The organism is Ensifer sp. PDNC004 (genome assembly GCF_016919405.1).
GTDB lineage: Bacteria > Pseudomonadota > Alphaproteobacteria > Rhizobiales > Rhizobiaceae > Ensifer.
This window is the reverse complement of sequence record NZ_CP070353.1, coordinates 2,744,803-2,760,386: the sequence shown is the minus strand read 5'-3', so window position 1 is coordinate 2,760,386 and position 15,584 is coordinate 2,744,803. Positions and strand designations below refer to the sequence as shown.

The following is a 15,584-nucleotide window of genomic DNA, read 5'->3' as shown; positions in this document are numbered from 1 at the left end:
GTCTCCTCAGAACTGGTAGCGGCGCATGCGGCGCTGAATGACGAAGAGGTAGAGCGAGACGCCGGCGAGGATGATGAGGAACATCACCGTGGCGATCGTCGCGCCCATCGAGCGGTCGCCGAGCTGCAGCTGGAAACCGAAGAAGGTGCGGTAGAGCAACGTGCCGAGAATGTCGGTCGAGCCGTCTGGGCCGGCAAGGGCGCCCTGCACCGTGTAGACCAGGTCGAAGGCGTTGAAGTTGCCGACGAAGGTCAGGATCGAGATGATGCCGATGGCTGGCAGGATCAGCGGCAGCTTGATCTTCCAGAACTGGCTCCAGCCGGTGACGCCGTCGCATTCGGCAGCCTCGATCACCTCATCCGGAATGTTGAGCAGGGCGGCGTAGATCAGCATCATCGGGATGCCGACATATTGCCAGACCGAGATCAGCGACACGGTGACGAGCGCCGAGCCGGGCTTGCCGAGCCAGGGGGCAAACAGCGACTTCAGGCCGACGAGATCGAGCATGCCGGGTGCAACGCCCCAGATCGGCGACAGGATCAGCTTCCAGATGAAGCCGACGATCACGAAGGAGAGCAGCGTCGGCAGGAAGATCGCCGTGCGGTAGAAGGTCACGAAGCGCAGCTTCGGGATCGACAGCATGGCGGCGAGCGCGACGCCGATCGGGTTCTGCACGCACATGTGGATGATGAAGAAGATGACGTTGTTCTTCAGCGCGTTCCAGAAATCGTGCGCCCAGCGTTCGTCGCCGAACAGCGTCTGGAAATTCGCAAGGCCGACAAAGGCCGGCTGGCCGTCGACCGTGTTGAACAGCGAAAGCCTGAGCGTCTCGATCAACGGCAGGATCATCACCGCCGAATAGACCAGGAAGGCCGGCAGCAGGAAGACGAGGATGTGCCAGCGTTTCGGCCGCCTTGCGGTCGGCTGTCCGTCTTGCACTGAAAGAGCGTCACTCATGGATCCATCCGTTTCTAGAAGACCGGTCCCCAGGCAATCATGATGCGCACCGGCGCCACGCGGCCGGTCGCGCCGCATGCCGTCTGCCCCTTTATCGAGGGCTCATGACGAAGGTTAAGTCTATCGCGTTCTTTTGCAAACGACTGCGTCGGCGGCCTCCCACTGGGGGAGGCCGGTGACGCTTCGGCTGGGGGAGTGCCGTCATTCGGCATGTCGCCCCGCCCGGTCCCCACGGCATCCTTAAATCCATCCGGCTTAAGGTGCTCTATGCACGTCCAGGACGTGCGGCGCTGTAGGGCCGACCCTCCCCCGTCAAGGGGAGGGAACCTGTTGCGCTTACGTCTTACTTCGCCGGCTTGTACCAGCCGTCGAGGCCCTTCTGCAGCTTCTCGGCGGCAACCTCAGGCGTATCCGTGCCGTTGATCACGTTGGCCGATTCGACCCAGGTCTCGTTTTCCAGGTTCGGCGTGCCGCGCGACAGGATCTGGTAGGTCGAGCGGATCGTCGGCTTGCACTTTTCGCGCCAGGAGACGAATTCCTGGGCGAGCGGATCGGCCATCTTCACCGGCGTCGAGTTCAGGCTGAAGAAGCCCGGCAGCGCGTTGGCGTAGATTTCGGCGAATTCCGGCGAGGAGATCCAGGTCAGCAGCTTCTTGGCTTCTTCGGCATGCGCGCTCTTGGCGTTCAGGCCGACACCGATGTCGTTGTGGTCGGAGATGTAGCAGGCGTCACCGGCGTTCTTCACCGGCGGCGGGAAGGCACCCATCTTGAACTGGGCCTGCGTGTTGAACAGGCCGATTTCCCACGAGCCGGCCGGGTAGATTGCAGCGCGGCCGAGCGTGAAGAGGTTCTGGCTGTCCGGATAGGTCTGTGCTTCGAAGCCGTCGCCGAGATAATCCTTCCACTTGGCAAGAACGCGATAGGGCTCGACCCATGCGTCGTCGGTCAGCTTCTCTTCGCCCTTGATCAGCTTGGCGCGGCCTTCTTCACCCTTCCAGTAGGTCGGGCCGATGTTCTGGTAGCCCATGGTCGCGGCTTCCCAGAGGTCCTTGGTGCCCATCGCCATCGGGATGTAGTTGCCGTCGGCCTTGATCTTGTCGAGGGCGGCGAAGAATTCCGCTTCCGTCGTCGGGATCTGGATGCCGAGCTGGTCGAAGGCGTCCTTGTTGTAGATGAAGCCGTGGATGACCGAAGCCATCGGCACGCAGAATGTGGCCTTGCCGTCGTCGGTGGTCCAGGCGGACTTGGCGACCGGCGAGAAGTTCTCCATGCCGGCCAGACCCGTCAGGTCAGCGAGGTGCTTCTTGTTGTAAAGCTCGAGCGAGGCGTCGAACGGACGGCAGGTGATGAGATCGCCTGCGGAGCCGGCGTCGAGCTTGGCGTTGAGTGCGGCGTTGTACTCGGTCGGCGCGGTCGGCGCGAACTTGACCTTGATGCCCGGGTGCTTGGCTTCGAACGCCGGGATCAGCTTTTCCTGCCAGATCGCCAGGTCGTCGTTGCGCCAGCTTTCGATGGTCAGCGTCACGTCCTCGGCGTGCGCCAGCCCGGCCGTGCCGAGAATGCTCGAAGCGAGCAGCAGGCCTTTGATTGTCGTACGGATCATGCAGTTTCTCCCTCTTTATAAGCGCCCTCCGGCGCGGTTTGGATCCCGGAATTACTCAGGCCGAGACGATGTCGATCGCTTGGCGCAGATTCTGCCTGGTCTCTTTCAGTGCCGCCTCCGCGACCGCAACGTCCTTTGCGCCAGAGGCGAGCAGGATCGCGACCTTGACCGAGCCGGAGGCCATGTTGATCAGCCGGCCGGCCTCGGCAGCGCTGATGCCGGTAATGTCGGTAACGATGCGGATTGCGCGGCCGTGCAGCTTGATATTGTCGGCGCGCAGGTTGACCATGTGGCCGTCGAGCACGTGGCCGAGCTGAATGCCGACCAGCGTCGAGAACATGTTGAAGGCGATCTTCTGCGCGGTGCCGGCGCCCATGCGGGTCGAGCCGGAAACCACTTCCGGCGGAGTCTGCAGAAGGATCGACACGTCGGCGTCCTTGAACAGCGCCGCACCCGGATTGTTGGCGACCCCGATCACCTTGGCGCCGAGCTTGCGGGCCTCGTCGGCCGCAGCAAGCGCGTAAGGGGTGGAGCCGCTGGCGGAAACGGAAACGAGGCAGTCGCCCGCGCCGATGCCGGCCTTGCGCACGTCTTCACGGGCAAGGTCCATGTCGTCTTCGTAGCCGCCCGCAAGGTCGCTGAGACTGGCGGTGCCGCCGGCAAGCAGAACGACGATCTGGTCCTGGGCAATGCCGTAGGTGCCGGGCAGTTCGAGCGCGTCGGCCATGGCCATCAGGCCGGAACTGCCGGCGCCGGCATAGGCGAGACGCCGGCCGGATGCGAGGGATTCGGCCGCGATCGATGCGGCAGCCGAGATCGACTCGATCGCCGCGTCGACGGCCTTGGCGGCCGCCTGCTGGCCGGACGCGAGCAGCCGGAGCGCCAGCGCCGGATGCATAAGATCCAGGCCTTTGGCGTTGTCGTGGCGCTCTTCGGTCTTGGCTGACGGCATGGGTTGTGTCTCCTCTTGGTCAAATTAATGCCAAAAAAATACCAATTGTCCAGCAGAATTTAAGTTTTGGCGCCTGAAAAAACTAAACAGCTAAATTAGCCCTTAGATTTCAACGTATTGCAACGAAATCGAAACGGTGGGCGGATTCAGGCTTGGATATTGGTATTTTTTTGGTATCCTCAATGGGCGGAGGTGCTCATGGCAAATTACCTGATCGGAATCGATGGCGGCGGAACGAGCTGCCGGGCTGCCGTGGCAACGGCGGACGGGCGCATTCTCGGGCGCGGCAAGTCCGGCGCCGCCAATATCCTGACGGATCCGGAAACCGCGCTTGCCAATATCGGTGAGGCCGCACGCGCCGCTTTCGTAGAGGCGGGCCTTGATCCCCTGGGTATTAGCGCCGCCAAGGCGATCGTCGGTGTCGCCGGGCACAATGTCGGCGACGCCGTGCATTATGTGAAGCGCCGCCTTCCGTTCGCCGCCGCCGATATCGAATCCGATGGCTTGATCGCCCTCCAGGGCGCGCTCGGCAATCGTGACGGCGCGGTCGCCATTCTCGGTACCGGCAGCATCTATATCCTGCGCCAGGGCGAAACCGTCAGCTATGTCGGCGGTTGGGGCTTCACCATCGGTGACCATGGCAGCGGCGCCCGCATCGGCCACGCGCTTCTGCAGGAAAGCCTGCTTGCCTTCGACAATATTCATGAAGCCTCGGCGGTGACGGCATCGGTCCTTGCCGAATTCAACAACGACGCGCGGGACGTCGTCGATTTCGCCCGCCTCGCCAAGCCCGGCGAATTCGGCCGCTATGCGCCGCGCGTGTTCGAGGGGGCCGCATCCGGTGATCCGGTTGCCGTGCGCATCCTGAAGGCCGCCGCGCTTACAGTGGACGAGGCACTTGATGTCGTCGTCGCAAGGGGCTGCGACAGATTGTGCCTTCTCGGTGGATTGGCGCCGCTCTATCGCCCCTGGCTTGCCGATCGGCATCAGGCCTTGCTCGTCGAAGCGGAGGCCGACGCGCTGACCGGATCGGTCGCCGTTGCCGCCCAGCGTTTCGGCACCCAGGCGAGGGCAGGGGCATGACGCACCAGCTCGCTTCCATTCTGCCGCTCGAGGGCCTGCAGTCCGGAGGGTCGGGGCCGCTCTATCTCAAGCTCAGGCAATCGCTCGAAGACGCGATCCAGTCGGGCAAGCTCAATCACGGCGACGCTCTGCCGCCGGAGCGCGACCTTGCCGACTACGCCAATATCAGCCGCGTCACCGTGCGCAAGGCGGTGGACGATCTCGTGCGCGACGGGCTGCTGGTTCGCCGCCACGGCTCCGGCACCTTCGTCGTCAAGCCGGTCTCCAAGGTGCAGCAGTCGTTGTCGCGGCTGACCTCGTTCACCGAGGACATGGCCCGCCGTGGCCTGAACACCCATGCCCGCTGGCTGGAGCGCGGCCTGTTTCATCCCTCGCCGGATGAAATGATGGCGCTCGGCCTTCCGGCCGACGCGCTGGTCGCCCGCCTCGGGCGCCTACGCATCGCCGACGACATGCCGCTTGCGATCGAACGCGCCAGCATTTCGGCGGAGTTCCTGCCGGACCCGCAGGCCGTCACCTCGTCGCTCTATACTGCGCTCGACAAGACTCGCTCGCGACCGGTTCGCGCCGTGCAGCGTATCTCCGCCTGCAACATCAAGGATCCGGATGCCTCGATGCTGGGCGTCGCCGTCGGTTCGGCCGGCCTTTCCATCGAACGTGTTTCCTATCTCGCATCGGGACGCGTCGTCGAATTCACCCGCTCGCTCTACCGGGGCGATGCCTATGACTTTGTCGCGGAACTGACGCTGTCGGAATCCTAAAGCGACGGCTCCGCCAAGAAAGGGAATTGACCATGCAGACCAATATGCGCCGAGAAATCGACGAGATCCCCGAAGCCGCCCAGCGTCTGCTGGAACGCTCCGCCGACCAGCTCAAGGCTGCCGGCGCGGCACTCCGCGCCAAGGATCCGGCCTTCCTCGTCACCATCGCCCGCGGCTCCTCCGACCATGCGGCGCTGTTCCTCAAATATGCGATCGAGCTGCAGGCCGGCGTGCCCGTCGCCTCGCTCGGCCCGTCGCTCGCCTCGATCTACGGTGCCAAGCTGAAGCTCGGCGGCGCCGCAGCGATCGCGATTTCGCAGTCGGGCAAGAGCCCTGACATCGTCGCCATGGCGAAGGCTGCCACCGATGCCGGCGCGGTCTCGATCGCGCTTACCAACACGCTGCCCTCGCCGATTTCCGAGGCTTGCACCAACCCGCTCGACATCCTGGCCGGTCCGGAATTCGCCGTCGCCGCCACCAAGTCCTATGTCAACTCGATCGTCGCCGGCCTTGCCGTGCTCGGCGAGTGGACCGGTGATGCGGCGCTTCAGCGTGCGGTCGCCGACCTGCCGAACCAGTTTGCCAAGGCCGTCAAGCTCGACTGGCAGGCCTTTGCCGACGATCTCGGCGAAGCCGAATCGCTCTACGTGCTCGGCCGAGGCCCGGCGCTCGCCATCGCCAGCGAAGCGGCACTGAAGTTCAAGGAAACCTCCGGCATGCACGCGGAAGCTTACTCCGCGGCTGAAGTGCTGCACGGACCCGTGGCGCTCGTCGGCGCCAAGTTCCCGGTGCTGACGCTCGCGGCTCGCGATGCGGCCGAGACCTCGGTCGCCGGCATCGCCGACGGTATGGCGGAAAAGGGCGCGGTGGTTCATGCTACTTCGAACCTCGCCGCCAAGGCCAAGCGTCTGCCCTTCGTCGAGACCGGCCACCCGATCACCGACGCGCTGACGCTGATCCTGCCGTTCTACGGCTTCGTCGAGGCCTGGTCGCGTTCGCGCGGTCTCAACCCCGATGCGCCCGCAAGCCTCAAGAAGGTAACGGAGACGAGATGAGCGAGAGGAAGGCAATCACCGGCGCCCGCCTGTTCGACGGCGTCGAATGGCACGACGGCTGCGCCCTCGTGATCGAGGCCGGCAGGGTCAAGGCGATCGTGGCGTCAGCCGACGTTCCCGCCGACGCCGAGCGGATCGATGCTCACGGCATGCTTCTGGTGCCGGGGTTCATCGACCTGCAGGTCAACGGCGGCGGTGGTGCGCTTCTGAACGAGGAGCCGACGGTCGAAGGCATCCGGCAGATCTGCTCGGCCCATGCCAAGTTCGGCACGACGGCACTTCTGCCGACGCTGATCACCGATACGCGCGAAATCAGAAGCGCCACCATCAAGGCCGGCCTTGAGGCCAAGGCTGCCGGCGTGCCCGGTTTCCTCGGGCTGCATCTCGAAGGCCCGCATCTTTCGGTCGTGCGCAAGGGTGCGCACGATCCGAAACTGATCCGCCCGATGGACGACGCCGATCTCGCCGAAATGCTCGATTGCGCCAGGGCGCTCGGTGTCCTGATGGTGACCGTGGCGCCGGAAAACGCCACGAAGGAGCAGGTGCGGGCGCTTACTGACGCCGGCGTCGTCGTCAGCCTCGGCCATACGGATGTCGGCTATGAAACCGCGGTCGCCTACGCCAAGGCAGGCGCACGCACAGTAACCCATCTCTTCAACGCCATGAGCGGCCTCGGCCATCGTGAGCCGGGCGTGGTCGGTGCAGCGCTTGCCACCGGCACGCTGCATGCGGGCATGATCGCCGACGGCTATCACGTCGAGCCGGCGTCGATGGGCGTGGCGCTGCGCGCCAAGGTGGGGCCGGGCCAGATCTTCCTGGTCACCGACGCGATGTCGCCGATCGGCACCGACATGAAGAGCTTCCAGCTCAACGGCCGCGAAATCCTGCGCGAGGGCGGCCGCCTGACGCTTGCCGACGGCACGCTCGCCGGTGCCGACATCGACATGCTGTCCTCGGTTCGTTTCGTGCACGAAAAGCTTGGCCTGCCGGTCGAGGAAGCGTTGCGCATGGCTTCCGCCTATCCGGCCGACGCCATGGGTCTCGCCACTCACAAGGGCCGGTTGAAGCCCGGAGCGGATGCCGATTTCGTGCTGCTCACGCCGGAACTCGGCATGGGTTCCACCTGGATCGGCGGCACGCAGGTTTACGCAGCCTGATTGCGACGTCACGGACAACAAGACCTGACAGAAAGACCCGGAAAGCGCTTCGCTCTCCGGGTCTTTTTTTGGGGCTTTTTTGTTAGCGCGGGCTAAGGGCCGCAAGCTTCGCCTTCATCGCTCGCACCGTGTCCGCATCGGTGCGACGCCGGTCGGCGGAGACGAAGCCCATCTCCACCAGTCGCGGATCCTGAGCCGGCTCACGAACGGAACAGGAGGAGTGAATCTCGCCGACACTCAGTTTACTTAAGAGGGCAACCGCGGTTTCCAGCGTCACGCCGGACCCGGGCATGATCGACAATCGCCCGGCTGCACGCTCGATGATGTCCGCCAAGCGGTCGATCGCCTGCGGCGCGCTCTTCGCGCCGCCCGAGGTCAGTATGCGTTCGAAGCCGAGTTCCACCGCCGTTTCCATCGCCTCGGCAAAATCTGGCACGAGATCGAACGCCCGGTGCAGCGTCATGCCGAGCCCGGCCGCGTGGCCGGTGAGTTTGATGAGCATCGACGCGTCGAGCCGGCCATCGGCCAGCGACGCGCCGAGCACGACACCGGCCAGACCGGCGTCTCGCGCCGCGTCGATATCGCGACGCATCACATCGAGGTCGGCGGTTGAGAAAATGAAGTCGCCGGGCCGCGGCCGGATCATCGCGTAGACGGGCACTCGTGGCGGGCCAGCCAGCGCCATAAGGCCGGGATTGGGCGTGAGGCCACCGACGGAAAGGGCGGCGCAAAGCTCGATCCGGTCGGCGCCGCCTTCGATGGCCGCGTAAAGCCCGTCGGCATCGTCGACGCAGACTTCGAGTTTGATGTCGCTCATGCCTTGTCTCCTGAAAGCCCGAGTAGCGCCGCGCCGATGAGGCCGGGCTCGATCCGGCATTCGCCGCGCACAACCAACGGCCGGTCGAACCGCCGCAGAATCCGGCTACGCACCGCCCTGTCGATCTCGGTAAGCAACTCCTCGGCATTGGAAAGGCCGCCGCCGACGGGCACGATCGTTGCCCCGGTTATGTTGATGACCAGCGCCAGCGGCGAGCTGACGAGGTCGACGAGGAGCTCGACCGTGCGTTTCGCCTCGGCGTCGCCAACCTTCCAGGCCTCGATGATCTCTTGGCTCGAAAGCGTCTTGCCGTGAGCGGTCTGGTGCAGCCGTTCCAGCCCGCGGGCGCCGCCGACGGTATCGACGCAGCGCTTCTGGCCGCAGCCGCAGGCATAGGCGGGAATGGCGATGGGCGGATCGCCGGCTTCCGACGCGATCGCCGGACCATGGCCCCATTCGCCGGCAAAGCCGCCATCGGCATTGATCAGCTGGCCATCGATGACCAGGCCGCCGCCGACCCCGGTGCCGAGGATGGCACCAAAGACGATGCGATGACCGCGCCCTGCACCCGCTCCGGCCTCGGCCAGCGCAAAACAGTCGGCGTCATTGGCGATCTTCACCGGCAGATGCAGCGCCGCCTCGAGTTCAGCAACCAGTTCGAGCCCGTCGATGCAGGGAATGTTGGCGCATTTGATGCGCTGCGTCTCGGGATCGATGACGCCCGTGATCGAGATCGCGACGCAAGCCGGATGTCCGCCCGCTTCGTCGAGGACCGATTCGAGCGCCTGCACGAACTGGCGGAAATTGGTAAGCGGCGTGGTTCGGCGCGGCAGCGGAAAGATCCGGTCGCGCGAATGCACGATCGCGCCTTTGATTGCAGAGCCGCCGATATCGAAACAGACGATCATGCCTCACCCCGGATGATCGCCTCGGCCGAAAGCGCCACCGAAAGCAGCCGGTCGTCCTGGTGATGCGGGGCCGCAAGCTGGAAGCCGACCGGCATTTCCGCCGCCCCGAGCCCGCAAGGAATGGAGATGCCGCAGAAATCTAGGAAGTTGCCGATCGAGGTGTTGCGCAGCGTCTTGCCGTTGATCTTGAAGAACAGTTCGTCGTCTTCGAGAAGCGGCGCGATCGGTGGGGCGACATGGGGCAGCGTCGGGTGGGCGATGAGTTCGTTCGGCTTCAGACTTTCGACCGTCTCGTGGATCAGCTGGTCGCGCGCGTCGAGGAGCGCGATGTAGTCGGGCATGGAGATCTTCTCGCCGAGCCGTGTGCGGGCGACGACGCGTGGATCCATCGCATGGGCCTCGGGCCCGGCCAGACGCTCGCGGTGCAGCGCATAGGCCTCCGCCGTCACCAGGGCGCCATGACGGGCCATCAGGCCGAACACGGCCGAGAAGGACGGGAAAGCGCGGCGGCTGACGGCAACGCCCGCCTTCTCGAGCCGCTTGATCGCGTCCTCGAAGGCTTCGACGACCTCCGGTTCCGCATCGTCGAAGACCACCGTTTCCGGGATCACCAGCGCGACGCCCGAGAGGTCGGCGCGGCGCACGGTCGGCGCCGTCAGCCCGTGCATGGCGGCGTCCACCCAGACGGCATCCTGCACCGTGTGGCAAAGGGGCCCGAGCGAATCCAGGCTTTCTGCCAACGGAAAGATGCCCTTCATCGCATAGCGGCCGCGTGTCGCCTTGTAGCCGACGATGCCGGTGAAGGCTGCGGGAATGCGGACGGATCCGCCGGTGTCGGTACCGATGGCCGCCGGCACCAGCCCGGCCGCAACCGCGACCGCCGAGCCCGACGACGAGCCGCCGGGAATGCGCTCGACGTCGGTGGCGACGGGGTTGCGCGGCGTGCCGTAGTGCGGGTTGATGCCAAGGCCGGAGAAGGCGAATTCGCTGAGATTGGTGCGGCCGACACTGACCATGCCGGCGGCGGAAACGGCGGCGACGACGGGTGCGTCGCTCGTGGCCGGCGCGTTCGTGCGCAGCACCGCCGACCCGGCGGTCGTGACGCTGCCGGCGGTGTCGAACAGATCCTTCCAGGCGACCGGCAGGCCGTCGAGCAGGCCGAGCGACCGCCCGGCCCTCAGACGCTTCGAGGCAGCCTCCGCATCCCGTGTCGCGCGCTCCGGCGTCAGCTCGACAAAGATGGCGTAATCGCCGTGGGCGTCGATCGCCGCATAGGTTTCCGTGGCGAGCTCCACCGGATCCAGCTTGCCGCTCTGCACCAGCACGGAAAGGCTGGCGAGTGTCTTTTGTTCTGTCATGTCATCCTCCGCTGAGCGCTGCTGCCGGCATCCCATATGTCTACAATATCGCCGCTCCCGGCGTTTTCCATGCTTCCCTTAGATGAGGTGCATGAATCTTGCATAAAGACGGGTGCCCGCCGGAACGATCTTGTCGCCGGTAGCGCCTCTGCCTACATGCACCATCGAACCTTGGCCCATGCTGGAGAGCGATGATGATCCTGGACGCGGCGCGGCTGTCGCTTGCCAACCTGTTTGCATCCGAGACCCGATCGGTCTTCTGGAAGGTGCTGGGGCTGACGGTCCTCGCGCTTGTCGCCCTGTGGTTTGCGGTGCGCGAAGTGTTCATCTGGCTGGCCTTGCCGTGGATCGACACGCTGATGCCGGGCACGCCAGTCTGGGCCGGCTGGCTGACCTTCGTGCTCGGCATCTTCGCAAGCCTTGGCCTGGCCCTCGTGCTCGCCTTGCTTCTTGCCCCCGTCACCGCGCTCATTGCCGGCTTCTTCCTCGACGACGTCGCCGATGTCATCGAGAAGCGTGACTATCCGAACGAGCCCCAGGGCCGGCCGCTGCCGCTCGGCGAGGCGATTGCCGGCTCGCTGAAGTTCCTGGGCGTCGTCATCCTGGGCAACCTCCTGGCGCTCGTGCTGCTGCTCGTTCCGGGCGTCAATCTCGTCGCCTTCTTCCTGGTCAACGGCTATCTGCTCGGCCGCGAATTCTTCGAGTTTGCGGCGATGCGCTATCGCGCGCCGGCGGAGGCGCGGCTCTTCCGGGAAAAGCATCGCTCGACGGTCTTTCTCGCCGGGCTGCTGCTCGCCGGCTTCCTGGCGGTACCCTTCGTCAACCTTTTGACGCCGCTCTTTGCCGCCGGCCTGATGGTGCATCTGCACAAGCGGCTGTCGGCGAAAGATCCCGGGTTCTCGCTGCGTGTCGCGGCGAAGGCGTAAGGCTGTTGCTTGACATAAGGCCGGCGGTGGCCAATCTGCCGGCAAACGGCGCTGCGCGCCCATGGAGTTTGCAGGAATGAGCAACACGGACGAACGGATCACCCGCCTCGAGGAGACCGTGGCCCACCAGGCCAAGACCATCGAGGAGCTTTCCGATCAGCTTGCCGAGCAGTGGAAGGTGGTCGAGCAGACCCGCGCCAAGCTCGACCGGCTGACCGAAAGGTTCCTGTCGCTCGAAGAGCAGTCGCTCGACGCGCCGGCCATTACGAAGCCGCCGCATTACTGATCGCCGCGATCAAGTCAGGACAAACAAAAGGCCGCCGGTCCAACGAACCGGCGGCCTTTTTTATGACGCAAGCGCTGCTCTTAGTAGGGGCAGGACTCGTCGCTCATGTAGTCGTGGACCTGGACCTTGCCGGCGATGATTTCGGCCTTCACCTTTTCCACCGCGTCGAGCATCTCAGGCGTGATCAGAGCCTTGTTGTTGTCGTCGAGGGCATAGCCGACGCCGTCTTCCTTGAGGCCGAGATTGGAAATGCCGAACTCGAACTTGTCGTTCTTGGCCGCCGTGAAGGCTTCGTAGACGGCGACGTCGACGCGCTTCAGCATCGAGGTCAGGACCTTGCCCGGCTGCAGGGCGTTCTGGTTCGAATCGACGCCGATGCCGAGCTTGCCCGCGTCCGCAGCTGCCTGCAGAACACCGACGCCGGTGCCGCCGGCTGCGTGGTAGACGACATCCGAGCCCTGGTCGATCTGGGACTTGGCGATTTCGCCGCCCTTGACCGGGTCGTTCCAGGCGTCCGGCGTCGTGCCGGTGTAGGCTTCCAGAACCTTGACGTCAGCGCCGGTCGACTTCGCGCCGCCAACGTAGCCACAGGCGAACTTGTGGATCAGCGGAACGTCCATGCCGCCGACGAAGCTGACGGTCTTCGACTTGGAAGCGAGACCGGCGAGAACGCCGACGAGGTAGGAGCCTTCCTGTTCCTTGAAGACGACCGACTTGACGTTTGGCTTCTCGACGACCATGTCGATGATCGCGAACTTGATATCCGGATATTCCGGGGCGATCTTTTCGAGCGAAGCCGCCCAGTTGAAGCCGGCCATGACGATCGGGCTGTTGCCGTCGCTGGCAAAGCGCCGCAGCGCCTGTTCGCGCTGGGCGTCGTTGGCGATTTCGAACTCGCGGTATTCGACACCCGATTCCGTCTTGAACTTCTCGGCGCCGTTAAAGGCAGCCTCGTTGAAGGATTTGTCGAACTTGCCGCCGAGATCGTAGATGATCGCCGGCTTGATGTCGGCGGCCAGTGCCGTCGCGGACATCATTGAAAAGGCAAAGAGACCGAGAATTGTTTTTTTCATCGTGCAGCCCTGTTGTCGCTATTGATCTTATTGGGTCCTCCCGCCGGCTCCCTGACAGAAGCCTGTCTGCGGAACCCACCCCCTTCTCCTTGGGGCTAGGGTGGCGCATCCTTGCACGGTCACGGCAAAAAAACACTCAAAATTTTTCAGATGGTAAAAATTGAAGCCGCGGATACCGGCACCCGTAAGGCACCGGTTCTGTTGCGTTTTTGAGATCCGGGCGAGGTGTTTCGACCGGTCTGGCGTGGCCTCAGGGTTGTGGGTATCGCGACCGCACGCGCGATACCACCCGAGGGGTATGCGTCTAGTGGCCGATCGGGCAGCTGACGCCGGTACCACGCAGGCCGCAATAGCCGCTGGGGTTCTTGGCCAGATACTGCTGGTGGTAGTCCTCGGCGAAATAGAACGCGCTCGCCATGTCGATCTCGGTCGTCACCCTGCCGCCGTGGTTGGCGTGCTTCAGCGCGGTCTGGAACGTGGTGCGCGTGGCCTTGGCTTCCGCCAGCTGCTCGTCGTCACAGGCATAGATCGCCGAGCGGTAGGTGGTTCCGATGTCGTTGCCCTGGCGCATGCCTTGCGTCGGGTCGTGTTCCTCGAAGAAGGTCCTAAGCAGGCTCGCGAGCTTCACCTTTTCCGGATCATAGACGACCAGGACCACTTCGGCATGGCCGGTAAGCCCGGTCGTCGTTTCCTGGTAGGTCGGGTTCGGCGTCAGCCCGCCGGCATAGCCGGCCGCCGTCACGTAGACGCCGGGGATGTTCCACAGCAATCGTTCGGCGCCCCAGAAGCAACCCATGCCCAGAAGGATGCGCTTGGTGCCGTCGGGGTAGGGGCCTTTCAACGGCCGGCCGGAAACGAAATGCGTCTCGGCCGTCGGGATCGCGGCGTCACGGCCCGGCAGCGCCGTCTGCGCGTCCGGCATGATCGTCTTCTTGTTGAACATGTCGATCAGGAACATCAGCATACTCCTTTCGATGCGAAGGTGGCCCGCGCCGTGTCAGGCGGCGAACCGTCCAGCCGCCGGCCGCTTCTTGTATCCGGCCATCCACAGGATGAGAGCGATCAGTGCGAGCACCGCGAAGGCCGGCTGCTGCAGCAGCCAATGCAGCATCCCGTGCCAGATCGTCGGTGCGGTATCTGAACGTTGGGCAAACTGGACCCAGCTTGCCGTGTCGGCGCCAAGCGCCTCCAGGTCGTCGCCGAGCGACGTCATCACCAGTTCCGATGCGGCGACCGACTGGATCGCGTCGACGGCACCGGCAAGCACGGCGGCAAACAACACGATGGCGCTCGCCAGCCTCAATAGAAATCGCATCGCACGGCATTCCCTTCAATTCGCTGGCTGGCGCCCAGTCGTCGGCTCGGCGCGTCGCCCCGCCGCATCTTCTCCGATCGCCCGTGCCTCGGACAAGGCCCGGCGATGAAAATATGCGGCAACCTGGCAGGCCGGAGGATGTGGCCGAGACCGGCCGGACGCATCGGACACGCCCTGACGCAAGAGATAAGCCCCTTGCCCGGAGCGCACAATGGGAACCGGGAACCCGCTCGCGTCACAAGATGTCAATAATCTGTCAGAAAGCAGTTGATCCCGGGCAAATCATCGGTATATAGACGCGCGTCCGCCGGTTCTAAGCTGGCTGACGCCGAAGGGCACCGCCCTTCCCATCCAGCCGGATTGACCGTCGGCTGCTGACGGATGGACAGGTGGCCGAGTGGTTGAAGGCGCACGCCTGGAACGCGTGTATACGTGAAAGCGTATCGAGGGTTCGAATCCCTCTCTGTCCGCCATCTCCCCCTTGTTCTGCTTCCCATGCCAATTTGTTCACAGCGCTACCCATTCCTGTCCGCTGGCAGGTATCGATCTGCGGCGCCTTGACCGCATCTTGCGGCGCGCAAAAGCCAGATCCTTTCTTTTCTCCTCCTGCTGAACAGCGCACTTGTCATTGAGATAAGTCCGTGCTTATGTGTTGGTCATGATCGAGAACGAGATATTTCGAGCCCTGGCTGACCCGACGCGCCGCGCCATCTTCGAGAAGCTTGCCGACGGAAGCATGAATGCCAGCGCCTTGCGAGAAGGCATGGACATCAGCCAGCCGGCGATGTCCCAGCACATTTCGGTGTTGCGGAGTGCCGGGTTGGTGAAGGAGCAGCGACGAGGTCGGTTCGTAAACTACGAAGTCGATCCGGACGGGCTGACCCATATTGCGCAATGGCTCGCGAAGTACCGTGCCTACTGGCCCGCACGCATCGAAGCTCTGAAGATCTTGCTGAAGGATATGGACCAATGAACCGTGAAAGCAGCGCTCCGAACGAAAACAGCCTTGAGCTGGAATACGAACTCGACGAGGCGCCGCAGAAGGTCTGGCGCGCAATCAGCATCCCGGCGTTTCGTGAAAACTGGCTGCCGAAAGAGGCATTGGCTGATCCTGAAGGCGCCGTTGTCGTGCCTGGAGAGGAGGTCCGCTACAGGCTGCGCGAAACCGAGGCTCCGTTCCTCGAAAGTACCGTCACCTTCCGGATCGCTCCGATCGGTGCCGACAGAACCAGGCTGCGGATCGTGCACGAACTGCCGAATGTTCGCAGCGGTCGCGTGACCAGGAAGGCCGCGAACAACAACGATACCCTCATGCTCGCCGCGTAAGCCGACG

The 15,584-nt window shown here is 64.2% G+C and carries 17 protein-coding genes and 1 tRNA gene; 9 read left to right on the top strand and 9 right to left on the bottom strand.

Translation table 11 applies throughout. The features are described from left to right. Positions 1-6: 6 nt before the first annotated feature. The 3 genes from JVX98_RS21770 to JVX98_RS21760 all read right to left on the bottom strand — a co-directional run bounded on the left by JVX98_RS21770 (position 7) and on the right by JVX98_RS21760 (position 3,512). Positions 7-957: a carbohydrate ABC transporter permease gene (locus JVX98_RS21770; protein ID WP_043626608.1), complete on the bottom strand. Its 951-nt coding sequence runs from the start codon at positions 955-957 to the stop codon at positions 7-9. A 343-nt stretch (positions 958-1,300) separates the two neighbouring features. Then, positions 1,301-2,560 (bottom strand): ABC transporter substrate-binding protein, encoded by a 1,260-nt coding sequence (locus tag JVX98_RS21765; protein WP_192448215.1) that lies wholly within the window; start codon positions 2,558-2,560, stop codon positions 1,301-1,303. Positions 2,561-2,615: 55 nt separating this feature from the next. Then, the gene (locus tag JVX98_RS21760; protein WP_043626602.1) at positions 2,616-3,512 is read right to left on the bottom strand and encodes an N-acetylmuramic acid 6-phosphate etherase; all 897 of its coding nucleotides are present in this window, start codon (positions 3,510-3,512) and stop codon (positions 2,616-2,618) included. A gap of 198 nt (positions 3,513-3,710) precedes the next feature. Between JVX98_RS21760 and JVX98_RS21755 the strand changes: the two genes are divergently transcribed. From JVX98_RS21755 to nagA, 4 genes are read left to right on the top strand one after another with little or no spacing between them, the layout of a single operon-like run. Then, complete coding sequence (locus JVX98_RS21755) at positions 3,711-4,595, top strand: N-acetylglucosamine kinase (RefSeq protein WP_205237394.1); 885 nt, start codon at positions 3,711-3,713, stop codon at positions 4,593-4,595. After that, positions 4,592-5,356 (top strand): GntR family transcriptional regulator, encoded by a 765-nt coding sequence (locus JVX98_RS21750; protein ID WP_034804855.1) that lies wholly within the window; start codon positions 4,592-4,594, stop codon positions 5,354-5,356. The genes JVX98_RS21755 and JVX98_RS21750 overlap by 4 nt, the downstream gene beginning before the upstream one ends. Positions 5,357-5,388: 32 nt before the next feature. Then, positions 5,389-6,411: an SIS domain-containing protein gene (locus JVX98_RS21745; protein ID WP_205237393.1), complete on the top strand. Its 1,023-nt coding sequence runs from the start codon at positions 5,389-5,391 to the stop codon at positions 6,409-6,411. Beyond that, positions 6,408-7,568, top strand: a complete 1,161-nt coding sequence (gene nagA / locus JVX98_RS21740) for an N-acetylglucosamine-6-phosphate deacetylase (protein WP_205237392.1) — start codon at positions 6,408-6,410, stop codon at positions 7,566-7,568. Before JVX98_RS21745 ends, nagA begins: the two co-directional genes overlap by 4 nt. An 82-nt stretch (positions 7,569-7,650) precedes the next feature. Here the strand turns inward: nagA and JVX98_RS21735 are convergent, their stop codons facing one another. Genes JVX98_RS21735 through JVX98_RS21725 form a run of 3 tightly spaced genes read right to left on the bottom strand, consistent with a single transcriptional unit; the run spans position 7,651 to position 10,651 of the window. Further along, positions 7,651-8,385, bottom strand: coding sequence for a copper homeostasis protein CutC (locus JVX98_RS21735; protein WP_205237391.1), 735 nt, complete (start codon positions 8,383-8,385; stop codon positions 7,651-7,653). Further along, a complete protein-coding gene (locus tag JVX98_RS21730) occupies positions 8,382-9,293 on the bottom strand; it encodes an ROK family protein (protein WP_205237390.1) in 912 nt (303 codons plus the stop codon). The genes JVX98_RS21735 and JVX98_RS21730 overlap by 4 nt, the downstream gene beginning before the upstream one ends. Next, positions 9,290-10,651, bottom strand: a complete 1,362-nt coding sequence (locus JVX98_RS21725) for an amidase (RefSeq protein ID WP_205237389.1) — start codon at positions 10,649-10,651, stop codon at positions 9,290-9,292. The genes JVX98_RS21730 and JVX98_RS21725 overlap by 4 nt, the downstream gene beginning before the upstream one ends. A 194-nt stretch (positions 10,652-10,845) precedes the next feature. On the opposite strand from JVX98_RS21725, the gene JVX98_RS21720 reads away from it, so the two are divergent. Together JVX98_RS21720 and JVX98_RS21715 are read left to right on the top strand one after the other, a co-directional pair. After that, the gene (locus tag JVX98_RS21720; RefSeq protein WP_205237388.1) at positions 10,846-11,577 is read left to right on the top strand and encodes a sulfate transporter family protein; all 732 of its coding nucleotides are present in this window, start codon (positions 10,846-10,848) and stop codon (positions 11,575-11,577) included. Between the two features lie 76 nt (positions 11,578-11,653). Continuing rightward, positions 11,654-11,863: a SlyX family protein gene (locus JVX98_RS21715; RefSeq protein ID WP_192448208.1), complete on the top strand. Its 210-nt coding sequence runs from the start codon at positions 11,654-11,656 to the stop codon at positions 11,861-11,863. Between the two features lie 80 nt (positions 11,864-11,943). Here the strand turns inward: JVX98_RS21715 and JVX98_RS21710 are convergent, their stop codons facing one another. From JVX98_RS21710 to JVX98_RS21700, 3 genes are all read right to left on the bottom strand, one after another. Next, positions 11,944-12,936, bottom strand: coding sequence for a BMP family protein (locus tag JVX98_RS21710; RefSeq protein WP_034804831.1), 993 nt, complete (start codon positions 12,934-12,936; stop codon positions 11,944-11,946). Positions 12,937-13,240: 304 nt separating this feature from the next. Beyond that, positions 13,241-13,894 (bottom strand): peptide-methionine (S)-S-oxide reductase MsrA, encoded by a 654-nt coding sequence (msrA, locus tag JVX98_RS21705; protein ID WP_205237387.1) that lies wholly within the window; start codon positions 13,892-13,894, stop codon positions 13,241-13,243. 39 nt (positions 13,895-13,933) lie between these two features. After that, positions 13,934-14,251 carry a membrane protein gene (locus tag JVX98_RS21700; RefSeq protein WP_043626572.1) on the bottom strand — a complete coding sequence of 106 codons (318 nt, stop codon included), beginning with the start codon at positions 14,249-14,251 and terminating at the stop codon, positions 13,934-13,936. Positions 14,252-14,634: 383 nt separating this feature from the next. Here JVX98_RS21700 and JVX98_RS21695 point away from each other — a divergent pair. The 3 genes from JVX98_RS21695 (at position 14,635) to JVX98_RS21685 (ending at position 15,577) form a co-directional block, all read left to right on the top strand. Next, positions 14,635-14,724: transfer RNA gene (locus JVX98_RS21695), tRNA-Ser, on the top strand. 185 nt (positions 14,725-14,909) lie between these two features. After that, positions 14,910-15,224, top strand: a complete 315-nt coding sequence (locus tag JVX98_RS21690; RefSeq protein ID WP_205237386.1) for a helix-turn-helix transcriptional regulator — start codon at positions 14,910-14,912, stop codon at positions 15,222-15,224. Then, on the top strand, positions 15,221-15,577 hold the full coding sequence (locus JVX98_RS21685; RefSeq protein WP_205237385.1) for an SRPBCC domain-containing protein: 357 nt from the start codon (positions 15,221-15,223) through the stop codon (positions 15,575-15,577). Before JVX98_RS21690 ends, JVX98_RS21685 begins: the two co-directional genes overlap by 4 nt. Positions 15,578-15,584 lie beyond the last annotated feature (7 nt).

Excerpts from the sequence above, each read along its gene's own strand:
- JVX98_RS21770 (WP_043626608.1), bottom strand. The coding sequence starts at position 957 with ATGAGTGACGCTCTTTCAGTGCAAGACGGACAGCCGACCGCAAGGCGG.
- JVX98_RS21700 (WP_043626572.1), bottom strand. The coding sequence starts at position 14,251 with ATGCGATTTCTATTGAGGCTGGCGAGCGCCATCGTGTTGTTTGCCGCC.
- JVX98_RS21710 (WP_034804831.1), bottom strand. The coding sequence starts at position 12,936 with ATGAAAAAAACAATTCTCGGTCTCTTTGCCTTTTCAATGATGTCCGCG.
- JVX98_RS21765 (WP_192448215.1), bottom strand. The coding sequence starts at position 2,560 with ATGATCCGTACGACAATCAAAGGCCTGCTGCTCGCTTCGAGCATTCTC.
- msrA (WP_205237387.1), bottom strand. The coding sequence starts at position 13,894 with ATGTTCCTGATCGACATGTTCAACAAGAAGACGATCATGCCGGACGCG.
- JVX98_RS21745 (WP_205237393.1), top strand. The coding sequence starts at position 5,389 with ATGCAGACCAATATGCGCCGAGAAATCGACGAGATCCCCGAAGCCGCC.
- JVX98_RS21750 (WP_034804855.1), top strand. The coding sequence starts at position 4,592 with ATGACGCACCAGCTCGCTTCCATTCTGCCGCTCGAGGGCCTGCAGTCC.
- nagA (WP_205237392.1), top strand. The coding sequence starts at position 6,408 with ATGAGCGAGAGGAAGGCAATCACCGGCGCCCGCCTGTTCGACGGCGTC.
- JVX98_RS21715 (WP_192448208.1), top strand. The coding sequence starts at position 11,654 with ATGAGCAACACGGACGAACGGATCACCCGCCTCGAGGAGACCGTGGCC.
- JVX98_RS21760 (WP_043626602.1), bottom strand. The coding sequence starts at position 3,512 with ATGCCGTCAGCCAAGACCGAAGAGCGCCACGACAACGCCAAAGGCCTG.
- JVX98_RS21735 (WP_205237391.1), bottom strand. The coding sequence starts at position 8,385 with ATGAGCGACATCAAACTCGAAGTCTGCGTCGACGATGCCGACGGGCTT.
- JVX98_RS21725 (WP_205237389.1), bottom strand. The coding sequence starts at position 10,651 with ATGACAGAACAAAAGACACTCGCCAGCCTTTCCGTGCTGGTGCAGAGC.
- JVX98_RS21690 (WP_205237386.1), top strand. The coding sequence starts at position 14,910 with ATGATCGAGAACGAGATATTTCGAGCCCTGGCTGACCCGACGCGCCGC.
- JVX98_RS21685 (WP_205237385.1), top strand. The coding sequence starts at position 15,221 with ATGAACCGTGAAAGCAGCGCTCCGAACGAAAACAGCCTTGAGCTGGAA.
- JVX98_RS21720 (WP_205237388.1), top strand. The coding sequence starts at position 10,846 with ATGATCCTGGACGCGGCGCGGCTGTCGCTTGCCAACCTGTTTGCATCC.
- JVX98_RS21755 (WP_205237394.1), top strand. The coding sequence starts at position 3,711 with ATGGCAAATTACCTGATCGGAATCGATGGCGGCGGAACGAGCTGCCGG.
- JVX98_RS21730 (WP_205237390.1), bottom strand. The coding sequence starts at position 9,293 with ATGATCGTCTGTTTCGATATCGGCGGCTCTGCAATCAAAGGCGCGATC.